Origin of the sequence: Streptomyces sp. ATCC 21386 (genome assembly GCF_018728545.1) — a bacterium.
In the GTDB taxonomy this organism is placed as follows: Bacteria; Actinomycetota; Actinomycetes; order Streptomycetales; family Streptomycetaceae; genus Streptomyces.
The window spans coordinates 8437195-8459961 of the sequence record NZ_JAAVVL010000001.1 but is presented as its reverse complement, the minus strand read 5'-3'; the positions used below and the strand labels follow the sequence as shown (position 1 = coordinate 8459961).

Here is a 22767-nt window from a genome sequence, read left to right as displayed (position 1 = left end):
GGGCGCGGAGCGTTGTGCTGCGGACCGGCAGGAGGATCAGCCTCTTCCTTCTGCCGGCCCGCCCTTGTGGCACTGACGTCACTGATCCAACAGGCCTGCGAAGAAGCCCAGATGAGGATCCTCCGGTGTCCCGACGAGCAGTGCGCGATCGAGCAGGATGTTGTTCTGCTCGCAACTCGTCTCGGGGAGCAACACACAGGCGTGGCACGCGGCGAGATTGGTTCCGCCCGTGCCGGACGCCTCGGACTCGACACAGAGCGGGTCGGAGGAGCACCAGGCGGCACGGTGGACGGCCGAGCGGATCGCCTGGTCGAGACGTTTCGGCTCGCCCTGTGCGACGAGCCCGCCGAGACTGCCCGCCGAGTCGCTCGTCGCAGTGTAGATGAGCACTCCCGCCATGTCGTCAGCGGTGTACAGGCGCTCGCGCAGGGAAGCGGCCGGATAGCCCGCGTCCAAGCTCCACTCGTTGATGAGGACGTGGGCCAGGGTGTGCAGCAGCACCATGCGAGGGGTGGCCGGGGAGGGAACGACGCTGCTCGGGTCTTCGGCCCGCTGCTCCAGCACCCGCTGGTGAGCGGTGCGCATCCGCTCGACCCGCGCGGCCACCGCCGTGGCTCTCTCCCAGGTGCCGAGCCGGTCCTCGTCCAGGCGGAGGAAGACTCCTTCGCCGCGTACCTCCATGGCCGGGAGCCAGCGCAAGGGGGAGCTGGAGAGCGGCATCTCCTTCGACTCGGTCGTGGAGTCGGGATCGGCGAGTCGGGTGAACGCTTTCAGGGCGCGTACCTCGCGGAGCTTCTTCACCAGCATCGGCCCCGTGACGCCGAGCGGGCCGAGAATGCTCTGGTCGCCCAGCGGGCTCTCACAGACGAACTGCTCCTCGTGGGAGTCCTCACCCTCGTCGTTGCCCGAGCGGAGACGCTCGTACTCCTTGTTGCGGAGGGCGAGATAGCGATGGTCGAACGTGGGGCCCGCCTCGCCGTCGGAGTCCTCCTCGCGTTCCGCGTCGAGCAGGTCCATCACCTCGTCCAGGGATACGGGACAGCTGCCCTTGAAAACACCCTTCAGATAGATCTCGACGTGCTCGCGGCTGTCGTACACGCGGAGCGCGTCCCAGTGCTCGGCCAGCGGATCCGCGCGACCGTTGCTCCACGGCGGGATGGAGAGCGCGGACTTCAGCACCGGCTGCCACACCGCCGAGGAGCCACGCTGAAGTGTGCGCAACGGGAGCCCGCACTCCTGGGCGAGAGCGCCCGTGCCGAGCCACGGGCGGGGTCCGAAGCACTTGAGGCCCAGATCTTTCAGAGCGTTTCTGCGGAATGAGCCCTCCATCGAGACCTCGGGAGCCTTTCCGCAGGTGCAGGAGACGAGGATCGAACGGAGCGAGGACGTACGCCCGGACGTACGCAGCTTGAGTCTCCCCCCGCACTGCCCGGTCGTCGAGGCACCCCGATCCTTGGAACGGTGCACCCACTGCCAGTACGGGAACTCCCCGAGGTGCCCGGCCTCGCACGCGACGACGAAACGGGAGGGGACGAGGTCGGCGCCACACGTGCCGCAGACGCTACGACCGGCCGGCGGGTTGAAGTCACGGTGCCGCTGCAGGTCGTCGCATTCGGGGCAGGAATGCATCAAGGGGAAGCGCCGGACTCTGAGTCCGTCCTTGCTGCTGTCGCCAGACGCGGGCGGCAACCGGAAGTAGTCCACGCCGAGCAGGCGGGCCAGTCGTCGTTCGTGGATCCGAGGCGACTCGTCGACGCTCCAGCTCCGATCGGCGTCGTCCAGGCCGGAGACGACGAAGGACTCGGCGTCGACGGCGATGAGCGAACCGATGCCGTACGTGGTGATCGCCTGGGCGCGGCGGACCGCACCGCGTCGCGGGAGGCTGTGGGCGGGCACCGAGCCGTTCGCGTCGGTCCGACGGCGGCGGGCGGGGGGCGGGGTCATCGGGTTCCCTCCATGAACAGGGCGGACTCGGCGTCGACATCGCGCAGGCTCCACAGCGTGGCCCAGGCCTCGGCGTCCTCGGACTCGTCGTCGTACGCCTTCAGCAGCGAGGGAGCGCGGCTGCCCCGTTTCGGCTCGAAAAGCAGGTCACTGTGATTGCTGGCCTCCTTGCACCACCACTCGACGAATTCGTCGAAGGCATGGGACGAGGCTTCGACCTCCTCGGGGCTCACCGCTTCCACGCGCTTCAGGAGCACGGACTTGATGCGGCCTCGGAGGATGTGCTCGTAGGACTCGACCTTGCCCGCGCCGGGGTTGGGGCGGGCGTCCTCGATCAGGATGCGGGCCAGAGCGACGATCACCGCGTGCAGGCCCCGATCGCGGGCGCGAGCGGAGAACGGTGTCACCGAGGTGGACTCGACCTCCCGGTAGAGCGCCGAGTGGAAGTGCTGGAAGCTCTCGTAGTGGGAACGGTCCCGGGACCGAGTCGAGTTGAGCATGACCGTCACCAGGCCGGGGTGTGCGCGGCCGACACGGCTGGTCGCCTGGATGTACTCGGCAGTCGTCTGCGGCTGGCCCATCACGGCCATGAGACCGAGGCGGTCCACGTCCACGCCCACCGCGATCATGTTGGTGGCCAGGAGGACGTCCACCGCGTCGTCGTCGGGGAATCTCTTCTCGATGCCTTTGAGACGGGTCGGAATCTCGCTGGCGTCGACCCGGCTGGTCAGCTCCGAATAGTTGGTGACCGGGCGGACCTCTACCCCCTCGCGCGCGCCGAGCAGTTCCAGATAGGCCACCACATCGTCGTGGACCTGGAGTTCGGCCGCGGAGAGCAGCCTGAGGCTGTTGAAGTAGCCGACAAGGCTCCAGTACGCGTCGCGCACCTCGTCGGTGGTCTCTGCGTTCTTGGCTCGGTGCAGCAGAGTGGCGTACGTGCGGATCAGCAGGGTGGACTGGCTGGTGCCGGGTGCCAGGAGGCCGACGTAGCGGCGGCTCGCCTTGTCCTCGCGGGGTGTCTCCACGGCGAACCACGAGTCGCGAGCGTCAAGGCCAGCGGGCGGGAACTGGCGCACGCCGCGTGCGAAGAGGTGGCGTCCCTGGTCGGCGGCGCGACGGATCGTCGCGGTGGAGGCGATCACCTTGGGGCGGCGCGCCAGCGCGTCAACGGCGGTTTCGTACAAGCCGGTGAGGGTGCCCAACGGGCCCGAGATCAGGTGGAGTTCGTCCTGAATGATCAGCTCAGGGGGTGGAGTGGCGCCGTCCAGGTCGTCGAGGTTGAAGAGTGCCGCTGTCTCCGGACGCCACGGCATCGATGCGAACTTGTCGACGGTGGCGATCACCAGTGTCGGCCGTGCGTCGTACACCGCCTCGTCGATCAGGTGGACGGGGAGACCGTGGGTGAACTCGCAGTCCGTGTTGGGACAGCGGACGTGCATCCGCTTGGCGTCCACGTCGGCCTCGTAGTTCCGGGCGTCCAGGCGGGTCCCGCACCAAGGGCAGGCGTGCAACTGGACGGGGTTCTCGGTGGCGAGGCGCTTGTCGAGGTTCCTGCGCAGCTCGTCGAGCTTCTGGTCCGCCACGGCCAGCTTGTTGGGGGTCGCCGAGCGTCCCACCCACATGCCGATGGAGAACTCCTCGTGCCCCAACTCGGGCGTGCGGCGCCGCATTTTCTCCATGGCGCAGAGCAGGATCGCCGCCCGCTCGAACTGCTGGAGCGTGAGCAGCCGCAGCGTGTAGCGCATGAGGACGGTGACGCCACCGCCGTCCGCGCCCTTACGGAGACGACGCAGGAACGACGTGAGGGCGATGAGACCGAGGTAGGCCTCGGTCTTGCCACCACCGGTGGGGAACCACAGCAGATCGGAGACTTCGCGGTCTCGGTGGTGGGGGTCGTGGATGCCTGCCAGGCAGAGCAGCACGAACGCGATCTGGAAGGGGCGCCAGCGACCGGCGGCCGGGTCGGGGTCGCCGACGCGTCCGCTCTTCACCCAGGCACTGCGGGCGCGCTGGTCGGCCATGGCCCGGTTGGCGAGCCGGAACGCCCTCATCAGGTCGGGCTCGGTCCGCAGCAGCTCGATGCCCTCGCGGATTCGGTCGAGCGCCTCACGGCAGGCATCCACCTGGTCCCGCGCGGGCTGCTCGTGAGGATCGCCCGCCAACGCGTCCGCTTCCGCCGCCTTCCGGCCGATCCAGGTCTCGTATCCGGTGGCGAGATCCTCCAGAGCACTCAGGACGTCGATCTCGGGCTTCTCAGCGAGCCCCAGCATGGACAGCGCCGAGCTGTCGATCTCCGGATTGGAGTCGGTGAGCAGTACTTCCACGGAAGGCACGAACTCGCTCCGCACCTCGGCGACGGCGGCCCTTCGGGTGTCCGTCATGCCGACCGGTGGTGGTGTCCAGTCCCATTCGGCGGCACAGCCGTGGCCGACGGCGAAGGTCGGGGCGTGGCGGTGCAGCAGCCTGCTGGTGGCGACCTCCTTGTCATGGGCGAAGGCCGGGGCTGGGCGCTCGACGAACGCGGTGGAGCCGTTGACCGCGCGGACTGTGAGACCGCACTGGAAAAGGGAGAACGCGTCCTGGAGTTCGCGTTCGCCGACCTGGTGGGTGTTGACGAGCGTGACGGTGACGGTGACCGTGCCGGTGGTCGGATGGGGACGGCGGACGTTGACCCGCAATCGGGCCCCCGCGCCGAGTTCGAACTTCATGTCGGGGGCTGGAGTGGTCACGTCCACCTCGGTGTCCGGCAGCTCCAGCTCCCTGCGCCGCCACTGCTCCCGCTGGTCGGACGTGGTCCGAGCCTCGGCACGCCGAGCCTCGATCGGCTTGCCCTCCGGATCAGTGGGTTCGTAGAGGGCGGCTCGTGCCGAGACGACGATCGCGTCGCTTATGGCCGGGTCCACCGCGAAGGTCAACCCCATCGACGACGGACGGCGGGAGCCCGCAGCGCCCACCTCCTGCGCGGTACCGGACTCCTCGACGCTGTCACCCGTGCGCAGCGGAGCGATGTCCAGGCCGTCCTGCTCGGCGTCGTCCTCACGGATCCGCTGCTCCGACGTCGGGTCGGCCGGTCGCGGGTAGAGGACCCCGGTCAGGTATCTATCGATCGGCGCGTCCTGGGTGAGGATCTCGTCCTGATCCTCCGCCGAGGCGTTCGCGGCGGGACCGAGAAGCTCGCGGCGGAGCCCGACCAGCAGATCCTCGTCCCTGACCCGATAGTGCTCGGCGTGCCGGCCTGCCACCTGCGTCATGCGCGCTGCTCCTCGTTCTCGTCAGCCCGTCGGTACTTTCCGATGCCGGTGATCCGGGGAGCGATCCACGCTCCCCGATCACCAAGACCGGCGTTGGCGCCGGCGGCGGCGCTGCCCGTCACCGTCTCCAGGGTGTCGATCCGGGCACCATGAATCTCGTCGGGCCACCAGGGGTCCCATGACCGGTTCACCTTCTGCACCTGGAACAGCTCCTCGCGGAACCGCTCCGACGCCTCTCCGATCTCCCGACCGTCGTGCAGCAAGGCGTACGGCGGGCTCTGGTATTCACCCATCGGTACATCGTGCCGCTTGCGCAGAACGACCTCCTGCCCGGGCCCTACCCGTGTCAAAAGGTACGCCTGGGTCGCCACGGCGTCGCTCTCGTGGCCGGGTGGGTTGTCCTGGCAGACGTCCCCCGCTTCGGCCACTAGGCCGAATCTGTCGTACGACCGCCATCCGCCGATGTATCGGCGGCCGTTCTTTCGTCCGCCGGCCCGCTTGAGAATCGGCAACTTGGGTGACAGCGCGTAGTACAGGTCCTCGCGGGCGCGAGTCATCGCCACGTACAGGGCTCGGGCCTCGGCAGGGAGGTCCAGGTCGTCCTTGTGCTGCTTGCGCAGCTCGGCGATGGTCGGTGGGGCTAGAACGATCACCCGGTCGAATTCGAGCCCCTTGGCCCGATGCACGGTGGAGACGACGAGGCGTGAGGTCTCCGGGTCGGCGGCCTCGTCGGGGAACCTGCCGTCGGCGACCGCGCGACGCAGTCGCTCCAGATCGAGCACACCACGTCCGGCCGAGCGGGCGGTCCGCCGCAGCACTGTCCACAGGACGGTCACGTCAGGCTCGTACGGCAGGGGGATCTTCGAGAGCAGCGAGCGGAACCGGTCCTCGGTGAGGCCGGTCGCCTCCGTGCAGCGCAGCAACTCGGCCACCCAGTACGGCACCGGCCGCTCTTCGAGGGAGCGCCGCAGGCGGTGCTCGACGCCGTGCCGATGGAGCAGCTCGGAGACCACCAAGGCCTGTCGATTGTCGCGGGTGAGGATCGCGCAGGTGTCGGGGAAGGTCCGCAATCCCTCCAGGGCGAAGGGATCGGCAAGGTCGCCCAGGTCGTTCGCCGGATCAAGGAGTAGTTCGCGCAGTTCCTCGTACGCGGTCGCCGCCTCGTCCGCGTCGGTGACCCGCTGAAGCCGGGGACCGTGCGTCAACGCGATCCGGGCCTCGGGGGTGACGGCGCGGAAGTTCCGTGTGAGGCGCAGCTCCACGAGTTCGTCGGGGTACGAGCCGCGCAGCCAGTCGAAGAACCGACCGGTCTCGTCGGCGCGTTCGGTCGAGTCCTCGATCTGGAAGCCGTAGACAGACTGGGCGGCGTCACCGACGACGGTGAAACCGCAGCTGTCTTGGTACCGGTCGAGCAGCGTCTCCACCAGCTCTCGACGCCCGCCCACCAGGTCCTGGACCTCGTCGATCACGACATGGGCAGGCGGGACGGCGTCGCCGGTTTCCAGCGCGCCCTCTTCGACCGCCCGCGCGGCAGCCCCGATCCGCTCGTCGAAGCCGACCGCACCCCACTCGCCGTCCGGCTGCCACTGAAGGAGCACCCCGTACGCCCAGGCGTCGAAGGTCTGTGCCCGCACCCGCCCGGCCCGCTCCCCGTGCCGGGCGATGCGCTCGCGCAACTCGCGGGCGGCGGCCCGGGAGAAAGTGAGGACCAGGATCTCGGCGGCCTCCAACGCCTCGTCGGGGTCCTCGTGGCCGCACAGCGCGTCCAGCCGGCGCACCAGCGTGTGCGTCTTGCCCGCCCCGGCGCCCGCGGTGACGAGAACACGGGCGTCCCAGGGCTGCTCGACCACGGCCCGCTGCTCGTCGGTGAGCGGTGGGCTGTCGAGGTAGGCGTCGGTCACGTTCTGCTCCACAGGTGCTCGAACTCGGTGAAAGCGAGTCGGGTGTCGAAGTTCGCGATGTTGTCGCTGACGTTGAGGATCAGACAGGTGGGCTTACCGCCGTTGAGCGGACCACGCAGGCCGCGACCGATCATCTGCTGATAGACGTTGGTGCTGTAGACGGGGCGGGCCACCACCACGGTACGGGTGGCCGGGGCATCGAATCCCTGGGCGAGCACGCCGTAGTTGGTGAGCACCTGGATGCGTCCCTCGCGGAACTGCTCTACGCGTGTGCGGCGGTCCTGGTCGCTCGTTGTCGCGTCCACGGCTGCGGACCGGATGCCCCGGTCGTTGAGCATGGCCGACAAGTACTTGGCATGGTCGACGGAGGTGGCGAAGATCAGCGTCGGCCCGTCGTCGACCACATCGACCACTGAGTCGACGATGCGCCTGCTGCGCGCGTGGTCGTCGGCGAGCCGCTGCTCGGCGGCACGGGACAGCATCGCCATTCGTTCGGCCTGAGCCTTTTCGTCACGGGTCAGTTCGATCCGACCGCCTTCCAGGGTGCGGTGTTCCACCTGCGCGAGCATCCCCCATTCCTGGAGGTCCCGGTACGGATCACCGGACGGGAAGACACCCTCGTCGAGACGACGGTTCCCGAAGCGCCCGACCAGACGGCGCGTCTCCTCCTCGTTGGTGTTGCGGAAGGGCGTGGCCGTCAGACCGAGCAGGTGCCGACCGGTTTCGTACTGGGTGAGCCCCAACTGCCGCAGGAGTGCGGTGTACCGCGGGGAGACGGCGGTGTGGGCCTCGTCCACAATCACCAGTGAGGCCTGACGCAGCCATGCGTACGGTTCGGTGTCCAGGCAGCGATCCAGTTTCGCGTCGGTGGCGACCACCAGGTGGGGGTGATCGACGACGTTCCCGACCTCGTTGCTGCCCCAGAGCCGGCTGACGGTGAGCGGACGCTCCGCACCGACCTTGCTCCAGACGAACTTCCAGCTCTGCACGGCCTGTTCGCACAGTTCGTCGCTCTGCGCGATCCACAGCAGCGGTCCGCTCAGGTCGCCGACGCGTTTGACCCAACGGATCACGGCCTCGGCGGTGACCCGAGTCTTGCCCGCGCCGGTCGGCAGCGAGAGCATGCCGCGCTGGGGAGCGAGGCGGTCGAGCATGGTGGTGATGTTGCGGACCAGATCCTCCTGGTACGCGTGGAGGCTCGGGAAGTCCCGAGGGCCCTCGATGATCTCGAACGCCGGTCGGGAGGGGGTGCGGGAGCCCGCGAAGGACACAGGAAGCTGCAGGTCCGACACGAATGAGACGGCGGACGAGGAGCCGGTGTAGGCGACGGGAGCGTCGGGGAACCGCGCCTGGATGTCGCGGGCGTGCTGATGGAGGACACCGTCGCCGTGCGCGTTGAAGGCCATCTGCGCGATCCTCCGCCCCGAGGGCTGTACGCCGTCGGTCGCCTGCAGCTCCGCCTCCATCAACCCCTCGGGGAGACCGATCCGGAGCGCCTCCGCCCCGACCAGCAGCTCGATCTTGGTGACCACGTCGTCGGTGTCGCGCACGGCCTTCCGGGCCTCCTGCATCGCGCTGTCCCGAGCCATCCGGTCTTGATGTTCGAGCACGGCCCGGCAGCCGGATGCGCCCAGGCCCAGACCCAGTTCGCGGTCGATCAGCCGGAGCATCGGTTCGGGATCCAGAGGGACACGGACTTTGACGGTGCCGTCCTGACGTACGGCGTCCACGGGGGTGGCCTGGGTTCCGTTGGGCGTGCGGGTGACCTCTTCCAGTTCGGTGCACCGCTGCACCAGACTGTTCCTGTTGGAGCTGTTGAGGTGCCTGCGCAGGCCGGGATACAGCTCGACCAAGGGCACCGGATCGCCCTCGACGACCTCACGGGTCTCCCGGCTGATCATGTCGGCGTAGCGGAGCATGCCCCACTTCTCGACCATCAGCTCGGCGTCCCCGGCGGTCGGCACGAGCAACGCGGGGAGCTGCTCGGCGCGGAGCACCCCGTATTCGGCAGGACCGACGGCGAGCGTGATCTCGTCGTCGGGACGGGTTCCCCAGGTGTCCCCGATACGACAGCGGGTGAGGGCGTCCTCGGGGAAGTCAGCGCCGAACCGGGTCAGCATCACGTAGGTGGCGCCCACGAAGGAGTCGTCCTCGCTCCGGGAGACCTCGTCGAGGAGCGTGGCCCAGCGATCTGCCGGAACTTCGTCGACCGTCGAAGGAAGCCGCAACTTGCGGGCCTTTTCCGCCGACAGGTCGGCGACCGGCAACACATCACGATAGGCAGCCAGTTGAGGGCCCACGGCCTCCTTCAGCGGCTTGACGCCCTGGGAAGTGGCGGCTGTGCCGTAGTTCCACAGCATCCAGCGGATCGGGGATTCCACAGCTTGTCGGGTGCTGCTCTGCGCACCGATCTGACGGGTCCAGTTGTCCACCACGGCGTCGTCTGGAAGCGCCTTGAGGAACGCGGCACGGGACTCTTCGGAGAGCAGGCGGAACAGGTGAAGCGGGCCGCCTATGGCGGCTCCCTCGACCTTCACGCGGCTGAGCGCGGGGCGCTGCGCGCGCTCGTCCAAAGTATGCAGATAGGCAGAGTGCATGGCTTCCCGGTACTCCTCGAACCAGGCCTCGCCCTCCTTCGGGCGCACTCCTGTGGTGGGCCGGTCCCGTAGACCGACTTGTGCGAAGAAGACGACGTCGTCGGAGTGGAACGCCATGTCGACGGCGATGCTCGGGTCACGTCGCGTGTCGACCACCCTGCCCGGAAGCATGCAGTCCTGGATCGGCCGGAACCTGCCATCGGCGGTCCGCACACGCAGAGTGGAAGTGGGAGTTGCAACCCGCTCCAACACCTTGTGCGTCAACTGGCGGATCCCGGCCTTGCGGAACAGCTCCCAGAATCGCTGCCACTCGGCGTCGCGGTATCTGTCGAAGCCCTGATCGAGGACGCTGACGAAACGCCCTTCGATGTCTGCCTCGCGGATGCCGAGTACGTTGAGCGCGTGGGCCAGCGAAGGGTCCTGTGCTAGCGCGTCGTCTACATAGACAAGGGATTCACGCAGCCCACCCTGGTCCGCGCGGCGGAACACCCGGCCCGGCACGGGTGAGACGAGGCCGTGCTCCTCGGTGAGCACGATGCGTGCCTTGCGGGCCTCGTCCGCGAAGGGGGAGCCGACCTCGATCATGTCTGCGAGGATTCGGACGGCCACGGCCGAGGCCTCGGCGGTACCGCTCCCGACCAAGGCCTCCAACCACGCGCGGACATCCGCTCGTTCGTGCCTGGCCGCGTCGAGGATGTGCTCGACCTTTCCGGAACGCAGGGCATCGGCTTCGACGCTCGGGTGGAGCCAGTCCGAGGGACGACCTGGGCATTCGTGCCACATCCGCAGCCACCCGGCCAACCGCTTCAGGTCCTTCTTGTCGAACCGGGGGTGGACGCGCAATTCGGCGGGGGCGCGCAGCACACCGTCCTGGTCGGGCAGCGACGGACGGGCCGCGGTCCGGGCCCAGATCTCCCGAGTCAGGAACTCGTCGGCCCAACTGATCGCCTCCTTGACTCGTCCGGGAAGCAAGGGGAGGTAGGCGGCCGGGTCCTCGGCGGGCGACAGAGCGGGAAGCGAGTCGACGACCAACGCCGCCGACACCCTGATCATCTCTTGGTTGAACGGTGAGGAGTCGAGCAGGTTCTGCCGATCCTCGTTGGTCTTCCACGCCCCGTTGAGGATGCCGCTCAAGGACATTTCGTACTTGGTGGGGAAGAAGGACCAGAAGCGGCCGCGGCCGCGGATCCGCGAGTTGACGTACAGGCCGGAGGACGGGTCCTTTTCCAGGGCGGGAACGCCCCAGGAGAGGTCGAGGGAGACACGGTCATGGAGTTCGCCGGCGTCCGCGCGGGCCGCAGGGCCGGGCGTGTGCGAGGTGGTGAACACGCGCCAGTGGATGGTGGTTGCGGTCTTTCCGCTGCGTTCCTCGATCACGGTGTGCAGGTCCCCGGCCTGCTTCGTGGTCAGCATGCGGAGGGCCGCGGGGCGGGGACGGCGGTCCTCCAGAACGACGTTGGCCACGTGCGGGGAGAAGAGCTGGAAGCCCACGGGGAACTCGTCGCGAGGCTCGCCGTGTTCCTTGGCGCGCCCGCCGTGCATGTCCAGGCCCAGTCGACGGTCCGCCTTCGGCAACAGGGGCAGGCGTACTACGGTGGTGGCCCAGGTCAGCAACTCATCAAGGATGGGGTCGGCTGTGCGCTCGGCCTGCGCGTCGAGAGGACGGGCCATCCGCAGCACAGGGGCGTCGAATTCCTGTCCGTATCGAGCTGTCACGCCGGGCACCTTCTTGATTTGCTCGTACGACCAGGCGCGGTCGAATCCGAAATTTCCGGTGCTGCTGAAAAATTCCGGCGCATCGGTCACGACGAGGACCGATTTCACGCCCACGCCGAACCTTCCGATCTGTCCTCCGCGCTTTTTCGACATACTCATTCGAAGAATTGTCTCAGCACCATCGGGGGTGACAGGATTTCCTTCGTTAGCGCAGTACAGATGGGTTCCCGTGAGGACTACGTGGATCTTTCCACCGGGCTCGTCGGAAATTTCGTCGGCCGCGTTCTGGACAAGCTCGAATAGCTGACGATCGCCGTATCCACCCTGGGTGATGCGACGCTCTCCGTTAGCATGCTCGGCTACGAGACCAGGGTCCACAGAATAGGTCTTGAGGACACGGGAAGACTGTTCGACAACGGTTTCAATTACCGGAGACAACGAAGACGACACTGGTCCTGTACTCCTGAGGTGTCACGGATTCGAATGAAGGTGTGCGTGACGGGCCGGCTGCCGAATTTGTACAGCCGGCCCATGGGCGTTCGAGGGGTGCCAAAGGGTGCGCAAAAATATCCGCCTTCACGTGTTTGTGCTGGTGAAGCGGCATGAACGCACCCCGGGCTATGCCCGGCACAGAGTTGTGGAGGTGGTCAGTCCGAAGGGCAGGTGTCGTCGTCATCGGGCGGTTCTGTACAGTCCCGCAGATGGGGGAACCTTTCCAGGAACTCATCCTCGCACGGGTGACCCCTCAGCAGGTCCGCTGCCGCCTTGGGCTCGATGCTTCCCATTGTAATGGCGCTATTGAATGCACTCAGGCCGCGCTGAGAATCCAGGTCGTGGCTGTCGTACTCGTCCATAGTCAGGTCCCCCTGTCACATTTGGTCGCACAGGGGGCGTGAAGGCACAATTGACCCCTCGTGAGAAATGGGTGCAAGCATCTCGGGTGAAACGTTTGTCTGGAAATTCAGCTTAGCGTGCCGTGGGGCTGTCTGACTAGTCGTTACATGTGAACGAGAAGGTGTCCATGCCGAACTCGTCCGCACCTACGAACCTGTGCCTTGCATCTGCTTTTGGATATAGCTATCGCAGGCTGCCCGACTTCTCGACTTGCGTTCGAGCCTGCAGGCAGAGCGAAAGCTTCGCTGCCACTAATAATACCGGATGCTGATCGGACTGGTCAATCCAACAGCCCCTCGCTGGTGAGGAGTTGGGGACTCTGCATGTGGAAATCGGTCGATAGAGTGCCAAGGTCGGGCAAACCTATCCATCGATCTAAGTGTTCCGGTCGTCCATGTTCGATCAACTGTTGGTTGACAGTGTTCACCGCGTCAAATTAGCCTCGCAGGTCAGTCGCCTGCGGCTCGCAGACGACTCCGAGGGAAGCGCAGGTGGCACGGTTGGACACAGGTGAGGAGTTCGGGCCCTGGTTGGCCCGACAGCTCAAGCTCGCGGGGAAGACGCAGGCCGAACTGGCCCAGGAACTCAAGCTGACGCGGGCCGCGATTTCCGCGTGGATCACCGGGAGGTCGACGCCTCGCCCGACCGTCATGGTGGAGATCGCCAAGGCGCTCGGCACGGACGTCGGCACGGTGCACACCCGCACCACTGACACCCAGGCCGGTCTGCCGATCACCTGGTACCACCGCCCTGGGTATCCGGACGGCGGCCGTGAACTGGGCAACGCCGCGGCCTTCGCGTTCGACGCCGACGTGCAGGTACTCGCCCGAGAGACCTGTCAGAACAGTCTCGACGAACGGCGCATCGAGTCCGGGCGACCTGTCAAGGTTCGCTATACGTTGCACGAGCTGACCGGAGACGCACTCGACGCGTTCCGTGAGGCGATCCTCTGGAACGACCTCTTCCCCCACTACTCCGCCGTCTCGGAGGGCGCGGGAACCCAGAAGGTCGGCCGGGTCGTGGACGCCGGGGTGCGGGACATGTACGAGAAGGGCCGCCTGGTCCTGCTGCGTGTCGACGACTACAACGCGTCGGGGCTCGTCGGCGACGACTACGAGGACGGCAAGTTCGCTGCCGTGGTCAGGCGGCAGTTGGAGAGCCTCAAGTCGGGGCACAGCGCGGGTGGTTCGTACGGCCTGGGAAAGGCGACCCTTTGGGCCACCAGCGCCTTGGGGCTCGTGCTCATCAACTCCACTCTGTCCGAGCCCCATGAGGGGCGTACGGAGCGACGAGTCATCGGCCGTCTCGAACTTCCCTGGCGGAAGGTGGACGGCCAGTCGTACGCGGGCCCCGCCTGGTTCGGACGCCCCGATCCCGATTCTCCCGGCGCGATGGTCGCCCGTTCCTGGTGGGCGGACGAGGAGACCGTGGCTCGACTGCATCTCGCCCGGGAGAGCGACGAACCCGGCACCTCCTTCCTCATCGTCGGTGCGCATGACGTGGCCAGCCTGGAGGAGAACGGGTCGGACGTCGACGACGACACCATGGACGAGGAGAGTGCCGAGGACACCCGCGACATCCGCAGGATGCACCGTCGTCTTGTGGAGGCGCTGGGGCGCGACTTCTGGGCCGCGATGACCGGTGGGGGGAACCGGCTCCCCCTCCTTGAGGCCTCCGTCCGTGCCCTTCGCAACGGTGAAGTTGTCGTACCTGAGGAGCAGGTGGACCCGTCCGTCGAGCAGCCCGCCCGAACCCGTGCCCTGCGAGCCCACTACGAGGGCACCACCGTGGACCGGCTCATCGAGGCCGGCCAGGTGGCGGCGCGAAGTGTGCCTTTGAAGCTGCCACTGTCCGGAGGTGCCCGAGGCACCCTCGGCACCCACCAAGCTGTGTTGCTGGTCACCGACCTGGCCACCGACGCCGACAGCGGGAAGGGAGCGCAGAACCAGGTGCATTCGCTACGGGGCAACCGTATGACCGTCAAGACCGCTGGCGTTCCGAACCTGCCGCTCGGCACGAACCCGTTCCAGGCCGTACTGCTGGTGGGCGAGGCCGCCGGTGAAACCGCCCCCTTCGCGAAGGAGGCAGAGGACTTCCTGCGCGCGGCGGAACCACCTGAGCACGATCGCTGGGGACAGACGGAGGAGTTGACCCTGCGCTGGTCGCCTGCCGCGTACCGGCGGATCAACGCGCTCACCACCGAGGTCAACAGCGCGGTCAGAGAAATCGTCGCGCGCCCCAAACGCGGCAGCCGCGAAGGCGGTGAGGCCCTGCGCAAGGCGTTGACAGTGAAGACGAGGCCCAAGGCCAAAGCGCCGTCTGGGCCGGTGGTTCCTGTCCTGGCCGGGCTCGACGCGACGGTCGGAGACGACGGGGAGTGGCAGATCACCGCGGAAGTGAGTATCGCACGTGGTGACGAGATCGTCCCGATGGTGCCGGTCGCCCAGCTCGACGTGCGCTCCGGTGGCCGCCCGAAACTGGACTGGGCGGAACTGGTGGCCGTCGAAGGCTGTGAGGTGGAGGACGGCACCCTGATCTTCCCGCCCGGCACCCGTCGCGCGAAGTTCCGAGGGGCCACCGATGTCACCAGCCACCCGGTCAGGACCACTCTCACCCGCCTCGTTCTCGAACTCCGCGCCGGCAAGGGGGAATGAGACGTGAAGATCTACCCGTACAAGCGACTCAACCGGCCGGTCGCTCTCAGGGTGACCTCGGTCTCCCTCAAGCTCCTCGACGGCACCCGCGACCAACTGGAGACCACTGCGTACTCCACCCAGCAGCAGACGGTCGCACTCGGTGTCGCCGGCCACGCCGACTGGGTGAGTGCCACGATCGGTCTCTCTGCGACACTGCCGCCCGGGGCGAACACGCCGGATGCGGCCTGGTCCGACCTCCGCGTCCTCGCCGTTCTGACCGATGGCGAGACCAATGTCCGTACCTCCACGGACCTCACGCGTGATGCCGAGGACGGCCGTGACTGGTCCGGCTCCCTGGAAGTGCTTCGTGACGATCACGCGGGTCGGGCCTCCCTCGCCGTGTACGCCGTCGGGACGGTGGACGAAGTGCGTGGTCGGTCGATCGCGGAGACCGATCGGAACTGGATCGTCGACACGGTCTCCGACGAGCCCGTTCGTGGACTCCAACTGGACGTTCAGAAAGCGTCGTTCAGGAAGAGCTCACGGGCATGGTTGCAGGCGTACGCGGACGCGCCCTGGATCGTGGACACCTCGGCCAGAGTCCCTACCGTGTTCGTGAACACGGATGTCGAGGGGGTCATCGGGCTGTTGGACAGCAGCGGTTCCGGAGTGGACAGCAAGGTGCGTGACCTCCTGGTGGCCCAGATGGCCACCGACATCTGGACCGCGGTGTTCCACGGCGCCATCGGGGACCTGGAGGTGGAACCCGGGGGCGGCCCTGTCTTCCCGACCGACTGGCAGGGCGAGGTGCTGCGGGAGATGCTCCCGGACGTGGTGCCTGGCGTGCAGGTCGAAGAGGCCCTACGACAGGTCCATCGCCGCCGCACCGGAGACTCGGGCTGGGTGGAACTCCAGACCCGCATCCACTACGCGGCGGTCCGCCGCGCGGACGCCACCAAGGCGCTCGCCTACGCCATCCGCAGTCTGGAACAGATGAACCGGGAGAGTGAGACGTGATCACAGCACCGAGCCATGTACCCGAGCGCTTGGCGCTGCTCTCCACCTCGGCCGTCGACCCGTTCCTCACCGAAGAACTACTCAAGGGTGAACACGTGCACGGCGGCATCGACCTGGCCAAAGTGGTCGAGCCGCTTCCGGAGGACGACGCCAGGTGGTCGGTCGAGCCGATCCGGAGCTTGGTGGAGGACGCCATGTTCGAGTTTCGGGCAGATCGCACCCGAGCCGACGCGTGGCTCGCGCCGCGCCTGCACGCCACGCTGCGGCTGACGCGACGGGAGGCGGCGGACAAGCGTCTGTGGAACCACCTCGCTCTGTCGGTGGCCCCTGACTACGTCGTGTGGCGTCACTTGCCGGAGGCAACGGCGAACCGGTCGAACCGGCCTGTCGCTGCGGACCGCTTCCGGGGCCCGGCGGACCGTCAGTGCTTCTCCCGTCTGTGGTGGGCGGCTGAACTCTTCCGGAACGGGCAGGACTATGAGCCCGTCGAGGTCGCCTGCGGAAACCAGGACCTCATCCACACCGTGCTGCGGATGGACGTGATCGACCACCGTCCCACGGCCCAGGCCCTGGTCCGACTCCTCAAGAGCGGCCACATCACGACCGGACGAGAACTCAACGGACTCACCACGGCGATCAGCACAGCCGGAGCGACCTTGATCTACGACGTCCTCGCCCCGGACGAGCCCAAGGATCCCACCCGGTTGCGGGAGTGGATCACTGAGGCGAACACGGCCCCACCGGTCGCACGGCACGTACTCCCGATAGGGCCCGACGAAGACTCCGTCCCGGAGGAGTCGGTGGCTGCGCTGGCGGACTACTTCGCGGTCTTGTTCGAGACTGCGCCGGTCAGGGGCAGGAGGAATGCGGACTGACCCCACCCCAACGGCGACCTGCGGACTACTGCCTGGGCGGGCGCACGGACGAACGTGCCGGAGCCTGGTCCTCCGGGCGCGGGCACCTGGCGGTGCAGTCGTCCGCCGCTCCGCAGCCGTGGCTGCGGAGCTTGGCCTGCTCCTCATCCGTGGCTGACGGCCACGGCTTGCTCAGGGCATCCGTGTCCGGCGCGGGAAGACCGAGCGCGGCGCTCAGCAGGTGTGCCCCGAACAGGGGCGGCACGGCGTTGCCCACCTGCTGGGCCTGCGCCCTACCAGACCACGGATAGTCCGGCGGGAAGCTCTGCAGCATCCCCGCCTCGTTCATGCTGAACCGTGGGCCCTCATAGACGATGTCCGCGTCGAGGTGCTGGAAGACCACGAAGCGAGAGATACGACCGGTGACGGTGAACGCGGGCTGTTGATCGCTCCGCACTCCGCGCCTTCCGGGGATGCCGGAACTGCCGTAGTTCGAGCGGACCAGGAAAGGAGTTTCGCGGCCCGGATGTGTGCCCACCGGGTCGGCGAGCACCTCACCCATCGACCTCCAGGGCTGCAGGCCCTCGCCATTGACTTCTTCGTGTTCATCGGCCACGGTCGCCGGGTCTTCGTCGAAGGTCGGCTGATGAACCTGGCTCGATGCGGGTGCCTGGTCGTCGTTGTTCCTACGGTTCCATGCCTTGGCCTCGTAGGAATGGTGGGTCGGTGCGGGAAGCGACGGTGTATCGAGCCCTTCACGACGAGCGATCAGTACCGCGCGGGATCGCTTCTGAGGGACCCCGTACGTCTCGGTGTCGAGGAGGCCTACGACGACCTTGTACTTGGTGCCGTCGGGAAGGCCCGTCTCATGCAACACCTTGGCGTAGTGGTGCCAGAGTTCCTCGACCGCCGGGACCTGCTCCAGGACGATCACGTCGTACGGGCGCTTTCCGCGGTTCGGACTCCTGGTCGCCTGGAGGGCGTATCGGAGCGGTTCGAGGACCAGGGCGGTGCGCGGATCGCTGAGAGTCTTCAGATCCTCGTCGATTGCCTCGTCGGAATCGCCTGCAGTCAGTCGCTCGATGTACTCCTTGACCTTGTTCAGGTTCTTTCGGCCGGCACCGTGCCCAGCCACGGAATAGGTTTGGCAGGGAGGCCCGCCGGCTAGCACATTGATCTCCGGGGGCAGCGACTCGAAGGAGTCCCTGCGGACTGCGCTCACATCGGCGTGCAGGGTCTCCAATCCGGCCGCGTACCGAGTGAGACAGGCGTCCTTGTCCCACTCGATGCCGAGACTGGGGATGTCGAGCGTGTGACCCGCGACATCCAGCCCTCCGGGTCCCGCGAAGAGATCCAGGACAAAGGGCTTGTCGAGGATGGGCTGGTGTGGCGCCGAGCTGGTCATGTGGCGGAAGTCTAGCCGGCCGGGGAGACTGCTGGATCCCGGTTCAACGCTTCGGCGATGGCTTGCCCCAAGGCTTCTCCGACGGGCGGCGGTGTCGCGTGGCCGACCTGGCGATATCGTGCGGTCTTGAGTCCGGCGATCTCCCACGATTCGGGAAAACCCTGCAAAAGCGCGGCCTGCTCAGTCGTGATCTTCACCATGTTGTCCCTGCCCAGCTCGGGATCCCATACGAAGTCCTGACCGGGAATTCGGTCGCCCACCGTGTGTGCGTTGACGCCCATGGTCGCCCACTTCCGTTTGGCCCCGGTCGGCCCCAGATCCGCGCCGCCTCGGTTCTTAGAGCCTCCGACCAATGTCGGAGCCGGTTGATCGGCTTGAGCGGCCCAGCGTGCGGCATCCTGCCAGCCGTGTGAGGCCATGGACGGCCCCAGAACGACGCCGACCGTAGCCGGTTCGCTCACAGTGGGCGTCGGCGGGCGGAACGCTTCGGCGAGCGACTGTTTGACTGCTACAAGGACGCCTTGCTTTCGGTTCTGCGGTACGCCGAAGTCGACGGCGTTCACGACGAACCAACTGAACTCGTATCCCAGGTGCGCGAGTTCGGCCCGGGCGAAGTCGCGGAAGGGCTGGTACGCGTCAGAATCGGCGAGCCCAGGGACGTTCTCGATGAGGATGGCCCGAGGCTTGATCGCATGGGCGAGCAGGACAGTCGCCCTCAGCAGTTCTTCCTCCTCGTTCGAATCAGCCCGTTCGACGGTCGCGCTCGACTTCACCCGCGGCAGACCTGCCGCGAGGAGATCGACGTCGTAACTCACGGGGTGCTCGGCCGGGTCGAAGTCCAGTAGATCAGCGCAGAGTACGTTCCACTGTGGCCGGTTGGTCTTGAGGGTTCTGACGGCCACCTCGTCCTCGTCCAGCAGCAGGCGCGGTTCGAACCCCGCCTGTTCCAGTCCCAGAGCCAGGCCGCCCGCTCCAGAGCAGACATCCACGAACGTCAGTCCCCCCACGCTTCACGTCCCTTCGTTCCCTCTGCCAGACGTCGTTCCACTGTTGCGGCCACTCGCACGGCCACTTCCTCAGGGGCTTCATGTTCCCAGAACCGCAACACCATCCACCCTGCGGCGGTCAGGTGATCCGTCGTCTCCTTATCGCGGGCCATGTTCCGGTCCAGCTTGTTGCGCCACCACTCTGCGTTCGACTTCGGCTGCGTGGCGTGCTCCGGGCATCCGTGCCAGAAGCACCCGTCGATCAGGACGGCCACCTTGGCTCGGGTGAACGCCACGTCGATGCGTCGTCGGGCCATGCCTGGTACCGGGTACTCGACGCGGTAGCGCAATCCGGCGGCGTGGAGCAAGCGACGAACGGCCAGTTCGGCGGCCGTGTCCTTGCTGACCTGTCTGCTCATGCGCGCGGAGACGGCGGGCGACAACGGCTTCATCGTGCTCAAGGCGGCTGTGCCTCACGATCGCGGCTCGGTCCGGTCGGTTGCAGTTCGATTCCATCACAGCGGAGCGGTCAGCCGCTCCGGGGCTTGGTGATCGAGATGGCGGCGATGCGGTTCGGTGCTGCCGTAGGGCCACTCGCTTCTTTGCAGTGTCGCGCTTCCGCGGCCCGCCTCAAGGGCGCTGCGCGTCGCCTTCGGCGATGGCCCTTCGGGCCACCCTTGACCCGGGCCGCGGAATCACTGGGAGAGAAGCGAGCGAGCGGCCCGGGAGGGCGGGTGGCCCGGCCGGGTTCAGGTGGGCGGTGGCTGGGCTGCTGAGCGGGGTTCGGGGCGCGGTCGCGTCTCGCAAGCACGCCGGGTTTGCTTAGCGGCTCACAGGGAGTGGATGGGGTGCGGCCCATGCCTCAACGGCTACGCCCCGTGGCACGTCTCGTACGCCCGCCCCGAGCCGCACCAGCAAGCGCTCCCCCTCTGCGGTGGCCAAGACACCGCCAACCCCCGCGCCGCCAGCGTCGTGGCGTACTGCGGCAGCAGCGTCGTGTCGTCCGGGGACGTGCCCTCCGACGCCGCGAACGCCTCGTACGACGGGACCGTGCCCGTCACGATGCCGAGGTTCGGCGTGCCGGAGGTCGCCAGCTCCCGCAGCGACGCCTCTATCGTCGCCAGGTGCTCCTCGTGCGAGGGGTACTCCGCGGTCAGGCCCGGGTACGCGCCCACCAGTTCCGCGAGTTCCGGGGCCGGCCAGTGCAGGACCGCCACCGGGAACGGGCGGGACAGGGCTTCGCGGTAGGCGCCCAGTTCTGCTCGTAGGCGGGAGATCTCGGCCTGGAGTTCCGCCGGGTTGTCCGAGCCCAGGGACCAGACGCGTTTCGGGTCGTGGAGTTCGTCCAGGGAGATCGAGGACGAGTGGAGGGTGTCCGCCACGGCGTCCCAGTTGTCGTGCGTCGCGCCCAGCATGCGGCGGACCCGGTGGCGGCCGAAGAGGAGGGGGCGGGTGGCGTACGGGGGCTCCGCCACGTCCGTCAGGAGGAGGGTCACGGCCGCGGTGAAGGTGTCCTGGGCCGCTTCGAGTTCGTCGTGGGCCTCCAGGGCCTCGGCGACGATCACCCACGGGGCCGGGTCGCGCGGAGCGGCCGCGCGGACTCCGTCGATGATCGCGCGGGCCTCGGCCTCGTGACCGTACTCCCAGAGGTTGGAGGCCTTGAGGGCGCGTACCAGGTGGGGGTTGTCGAGAGGGGCGGACGACGACAGCAGGCGGTCGTAGAGGGCTGTCGCGGTGGGGCGGTCGCCGGCCAGTTCCCGGTGGGCCGCGGCCTGCAGCAGCAGGTGCTCGGCGTCCTCCGGGTAGAGGTCGGCGGTCCGCTCCAGGCGTGCCGCTTCGGCGGTGTGGTCGACGTTCTCGGCAGGCGTGTCGGGGCGCATGGACGACACCGTACTGCCGATGGGGGACCGAAGGGGGCGGAGGCGAGGTGTGGGTGGAGGCGGGGAGGTGGGAGGGTGCCACTGCCGGGGCGCGCACGCTCCCACCTCCACCCCCGCTAGATCGTCACGCCGTCGATCTGCAACGTCTGTACCGCGCCCGCCGCGAACGGGACCGCCACCGACTTGCCGTTCAGGAACGTGTCCGAGTACGCGCGGTAGCGGTCGGAGCCGCCCGAGGTGTGGGTGTTCCAGCGGGGGACCAGGCCGCCCGAGCCGCCCGTCACCGTCGTGAAGCCCGACAGGTTGAAGGTGAAGGTCTGGGCCGAGGACGCGGTGTTGATCGCCACGATCACCAGGCGCCGCGCCGCCGCGTCGTACGCCGCCGCCGTGTAGCTGGAGCCCGCGTCCAGGATCGTCATCCCCGGGCGGATGTGGCGGCTGAACTGCGCCATCACGTAGTACTTCGTCTCGATCGCGCCCGGCTGGAGCGTGTTCGCGTCGTACTTGATCATGCCCCAGCCCGCCGTCGGGTCCATCACCTGCCAGTAGACCCAGGCGGTGGGGTGCAGCCAGCGGAAGTCGTAACAGAGGTTGCGGGCGAGGGTCCAGCCCGAGCCGTCGCTGTCGCCCGTCTCCGAGTTCCACAGCTTCTTTCCGGACGTCGTCACCACGTCCGTGTAGAGGAGGTCCCGGCGGCCGTCCGCGCCCTGGTAGCCGTGCACGTTCACCTGGCTGACCAGGGACTTCGTGGAGGCGTTGAAGGAGTTCCACGTGGAGCGGGCCGTGTCGTAGTTCGTCTCGTCGGAGGCGGTGATACGGATGTTCGTCAGGCCCCGCTTGTCCAGCTCGCTGCGCATGTGGGGGAGTACGGCGGCCTGGACCGCCGGGTCCATGTGGCAGCCCTCCTGGGTGCCGGTCGCCGTCCACCACGACGACGCCGGCTCGTTGAAGGGGTCGACCGTCGCGAAGTTCACGCCCCAGTTGTTCTTGGCGCGCAGAGCCGTCGCCGCCAGGTGGGAGGCGTGCTGGCGGTAGTTCCAGGACTGGAGGTTGTTGCCGCCGCCGGAGGCGCCCGAGGGGTTGTGGTTCAGGCACATCCACCACATCGGGGAGTTCGCGAAGAGTTCGGTGGTCGCGCCGCGCGCCACCGCCTTCGTCAGGGCCGCGCGCTGGTTGCCGTCCGCGTTCCAGTTCCAGGCCGAGGACGCCGGGTCCTCGTTGTTCCAGTTCTGCCAGAAGCCCTCGATCTGCTTGAAGGCGGGGATGTTCGGGGACTTGACCATGGCCGAGCCATCCACCGTGTTCCAGCTGCACGCGCCGAGGTTGTAGCGGGCGATGTTCATGCCCAGGCCGGGCAGCGCCGTGCCGTTGTACGTCGTCGTCTTCGTGGTGAACCACAGGTCGGCGAAGTCGTCCCGGGCACCGAACACATTGGCCCACCAGGCGAGGGATGTGCCCCAGCCCTCCCAAGTGCCGTACTTCGTGGCCGGGTTGACGGCGATCGTCGCGTCCGCGCTCGCCGTGCCCGTGCCGAGCGCGGTGCCGACGACCGCGCCGCCGGCCGCCGCCAGGAGCGCCCTGCGGCCGAAGGAGGGCGAGTGCCCCGCGGTCCTGTCGGGGGTCGAGGACTCCGCCGTCCGTCTCTGCCTGTCGTTCGTGGGGTCGGGGGATGCGGTCATGTCAGCT

General features: G+C 67.7%; 12 protein-coding genes. 3 read left to right on the top strand and 9 right to left on the bottom strand.

Translation table 11 applies throughout. The features are described 5' to 3' along the window. Nucleotides 1-78: 78 nt before the first annotated feature. From drmB to GWK25_RS36220, 4 genes are read right to left on the bottom strand one after another with little or no spacing between them, the layout of a single operon-like run. Nucleotides 79-1944 (bottom strand): DUF1998 domain-containing protein, encoded by a 1866-nt coding sequence (drmB, locus tag GWK25_RS36235; protein ID WP_215455721.1) that lies wholly within the window; start codon nt 1942-1944, stop codon nt 79-81. Further along, complete coding sequence (locus GWK25_RS36230; protein ID WP_215455720.1) at nt 1941-5195, bottom strand: helicase-related protein; 3255 nt, start codon at nt 5193-5195, stop codon at nt 1941-1943. The genes drmB and GWK25_RS36230 overlap by 4 nt, the downstream gene beginning before the upstream one ends. After that, a complete protein-coding gene (locus tag GWK25_RS36225; protein WP_215455719.1) occupies nt 5192-7096 on the bottom strand; it encodes a UvrD-helicase domain-containing protein in 1905 nt (634 codons plus the stop codon). Before GWK25_RS36225 ends, GWK25_RS36230 begins: the two co-directional genes overlap by 4 nt. Next, the gene (locus GWK25_RS36220) at nt 7093-11859 is read right to left on the bottom strand and encodes a DEAD/DEAH box helicase (protein ID WP_215455718.1); all 4767 of its coding nucleotides are present in this window, start codon (nt 11857-11859) and stop codon (nt 7093-7095) included. Before GWK25_RS36220 ends, GWK25_RS36225 begins: the two co-directional genes overlap by 4 nt. Before the next feature lie 944 nt (nt 11860-12803). Between GWK25_RS36220 and GWK25_RS36215 the strand changes: the two genes are divergently transcribed. The 3 genes from GWK25_RS36215 to GWK25_RS36205 are packed head-to-tail and all read left to right on the top strand — an operon-like array spanning nt 12804 to nt 16831. After that, on the top strand, nt 12804-14957 hold the full coding sequence (locus GWK25_RS36215; protein WP_215457843.1) for a helix-turn-helix transcriptional regulator: 2154 nt from the start codon (nt 12804-12806) through the stop codon (nt 14955-14957). 3 nt (nt 14958-14960) lie between these two features. After that, entirely contained in the window at nt 14961-15956 is a 996-nt protein-coding gene (locus GWK25_RS36210; protein ID WP_215455717.1) for a hypothetical protein, read from the top strand. Then, nucleotides 15953-16831 carry a DUF6339 family protein gene (locus tag GWK25_RS36205; protein ID WP_215455716.1) on the top strand — a complete coding sequence of 293 codons (879 nt, stop codon included), beginning with the start codon at nt 15953-15955 and terminating at the stop codon, nt 16829-16831. The genes GWK25_RS36210 and GWK25_RS36205 overlap by 4 nt, the downstream gene beginning before the upstream one ends. 25 nt (nt 16832-16856) lie before the next feature. On the opposite strand, the gene GWK25_RS36200 is transcribed toward GWK25_RS36205, so the two are convergent. The 5 genes from GWK25_RS36200 to GWK25_RS36180 form a co-directional block, all read right to left on the bottom strand. Beyond that, nucleotides 16857-18215 carry a DNA cytosine methyltransferase gene (locus GWK25_RS36200; protein ID WP_215455715.1) on the bottom strand — a complete coding sequence of 453 codons (1359 nt, stop codon included), beginning with the start codon at nt 18213-18215 and terminating at the stop codon, nt 16857-16859. Between the two features lie 11 nt (nt 18216-18226). Then, the gene (locus GWK25_RS36195) at nt 18227-19222 is read right to left on the bottom strand and encodes a DNA cytosine methyltransferase (protein WP_215455714.1); all 996 of its coding nucleotides are present in this window, start codon (nt 19220-19222) and stop codon (nt 18227-18229) included. Beyond that, nucleotides 19210-19620: a very short patch repair endonuclease gene (locus GWK25_RS36190; protein ID WP_215457842.1), complete on the bottom strand. Its 411-nt coding sequence runs from the start codon at nt 19618-19620 to the stop codon at nt 19210-19212. Before GWK25_RS36190 ends, GWK25_RS36195 begins: the two co-directional genes overlap by 13 nt. A gap of 450 nt (nt 19621-20070) precedes the next feature. Then, on the bottom strand, nt 20071-21081 hold the full coding sequence (locus GWK25_RS36185) for an SEC-C domain-containing protein (RefSeq protein WP_215455713.1): 1011 nt from the start codon (nt 21079-21081) through the stop codon (nt 20071-20073). Nucleotides 21082-21197: 116 nt separating this feature from the next. Continuing rightward, complete coding sequence (locus tag GWK25_RS36180) at nt 21198-22760, bottom strand: beta-1,6-galactanase (RefSeq protein WP_215455712.1); 1563 nt, start codon at nt 22758-22760, stop codon at nt 21198-21200. Nucleotides 22761-22767: the final 7 nt, after the last annotated feature.

Coding starts and splice junctions, on each gene's coding strand:
- GWK25_RS36190 (WP_215457842.1), bottom strand. CDS start 19,620: ATGAGCAGACAGGTCAGCAAGGACACGGCCGCCGAACTGGCCGTTCGT.
- GWK25_RS36180 (WP_215455712.1), bottom strand. CDS start 22,760: ATGACCGCATCCCCCGACCCCACGAACGACAGGCAGAGACGGACGGCG.
- GWK25_RS36200 (WP_215455715.1), bottom strand. CDS start 18,215: ATGACCAGCTCGGCGCCACACCAGCCCATCCTCGACAAGCCCTTTGTC.
- GWK25_RS36230 (WP_215455720.1), bottom strand. CDS start 5,195: ATGACGCAGGTGGCAGGCCGGCACGCCGAGCACTATCGGGTCAGGGAC.
- GWK25_RS36185 (WP_215455713.1), bottom strand. CDS start 21,081: ATGCGCCCCGACACGCCTGCCGAGAACGTCGACCACACCGCCGAAGCG.
- drmB (WP_215455721.1), bottom strand. CDS start 1,944: ATGACCCCGCCCCCCGCCCGCCGCCGTCGGACCGACGCGAACGGCTCG.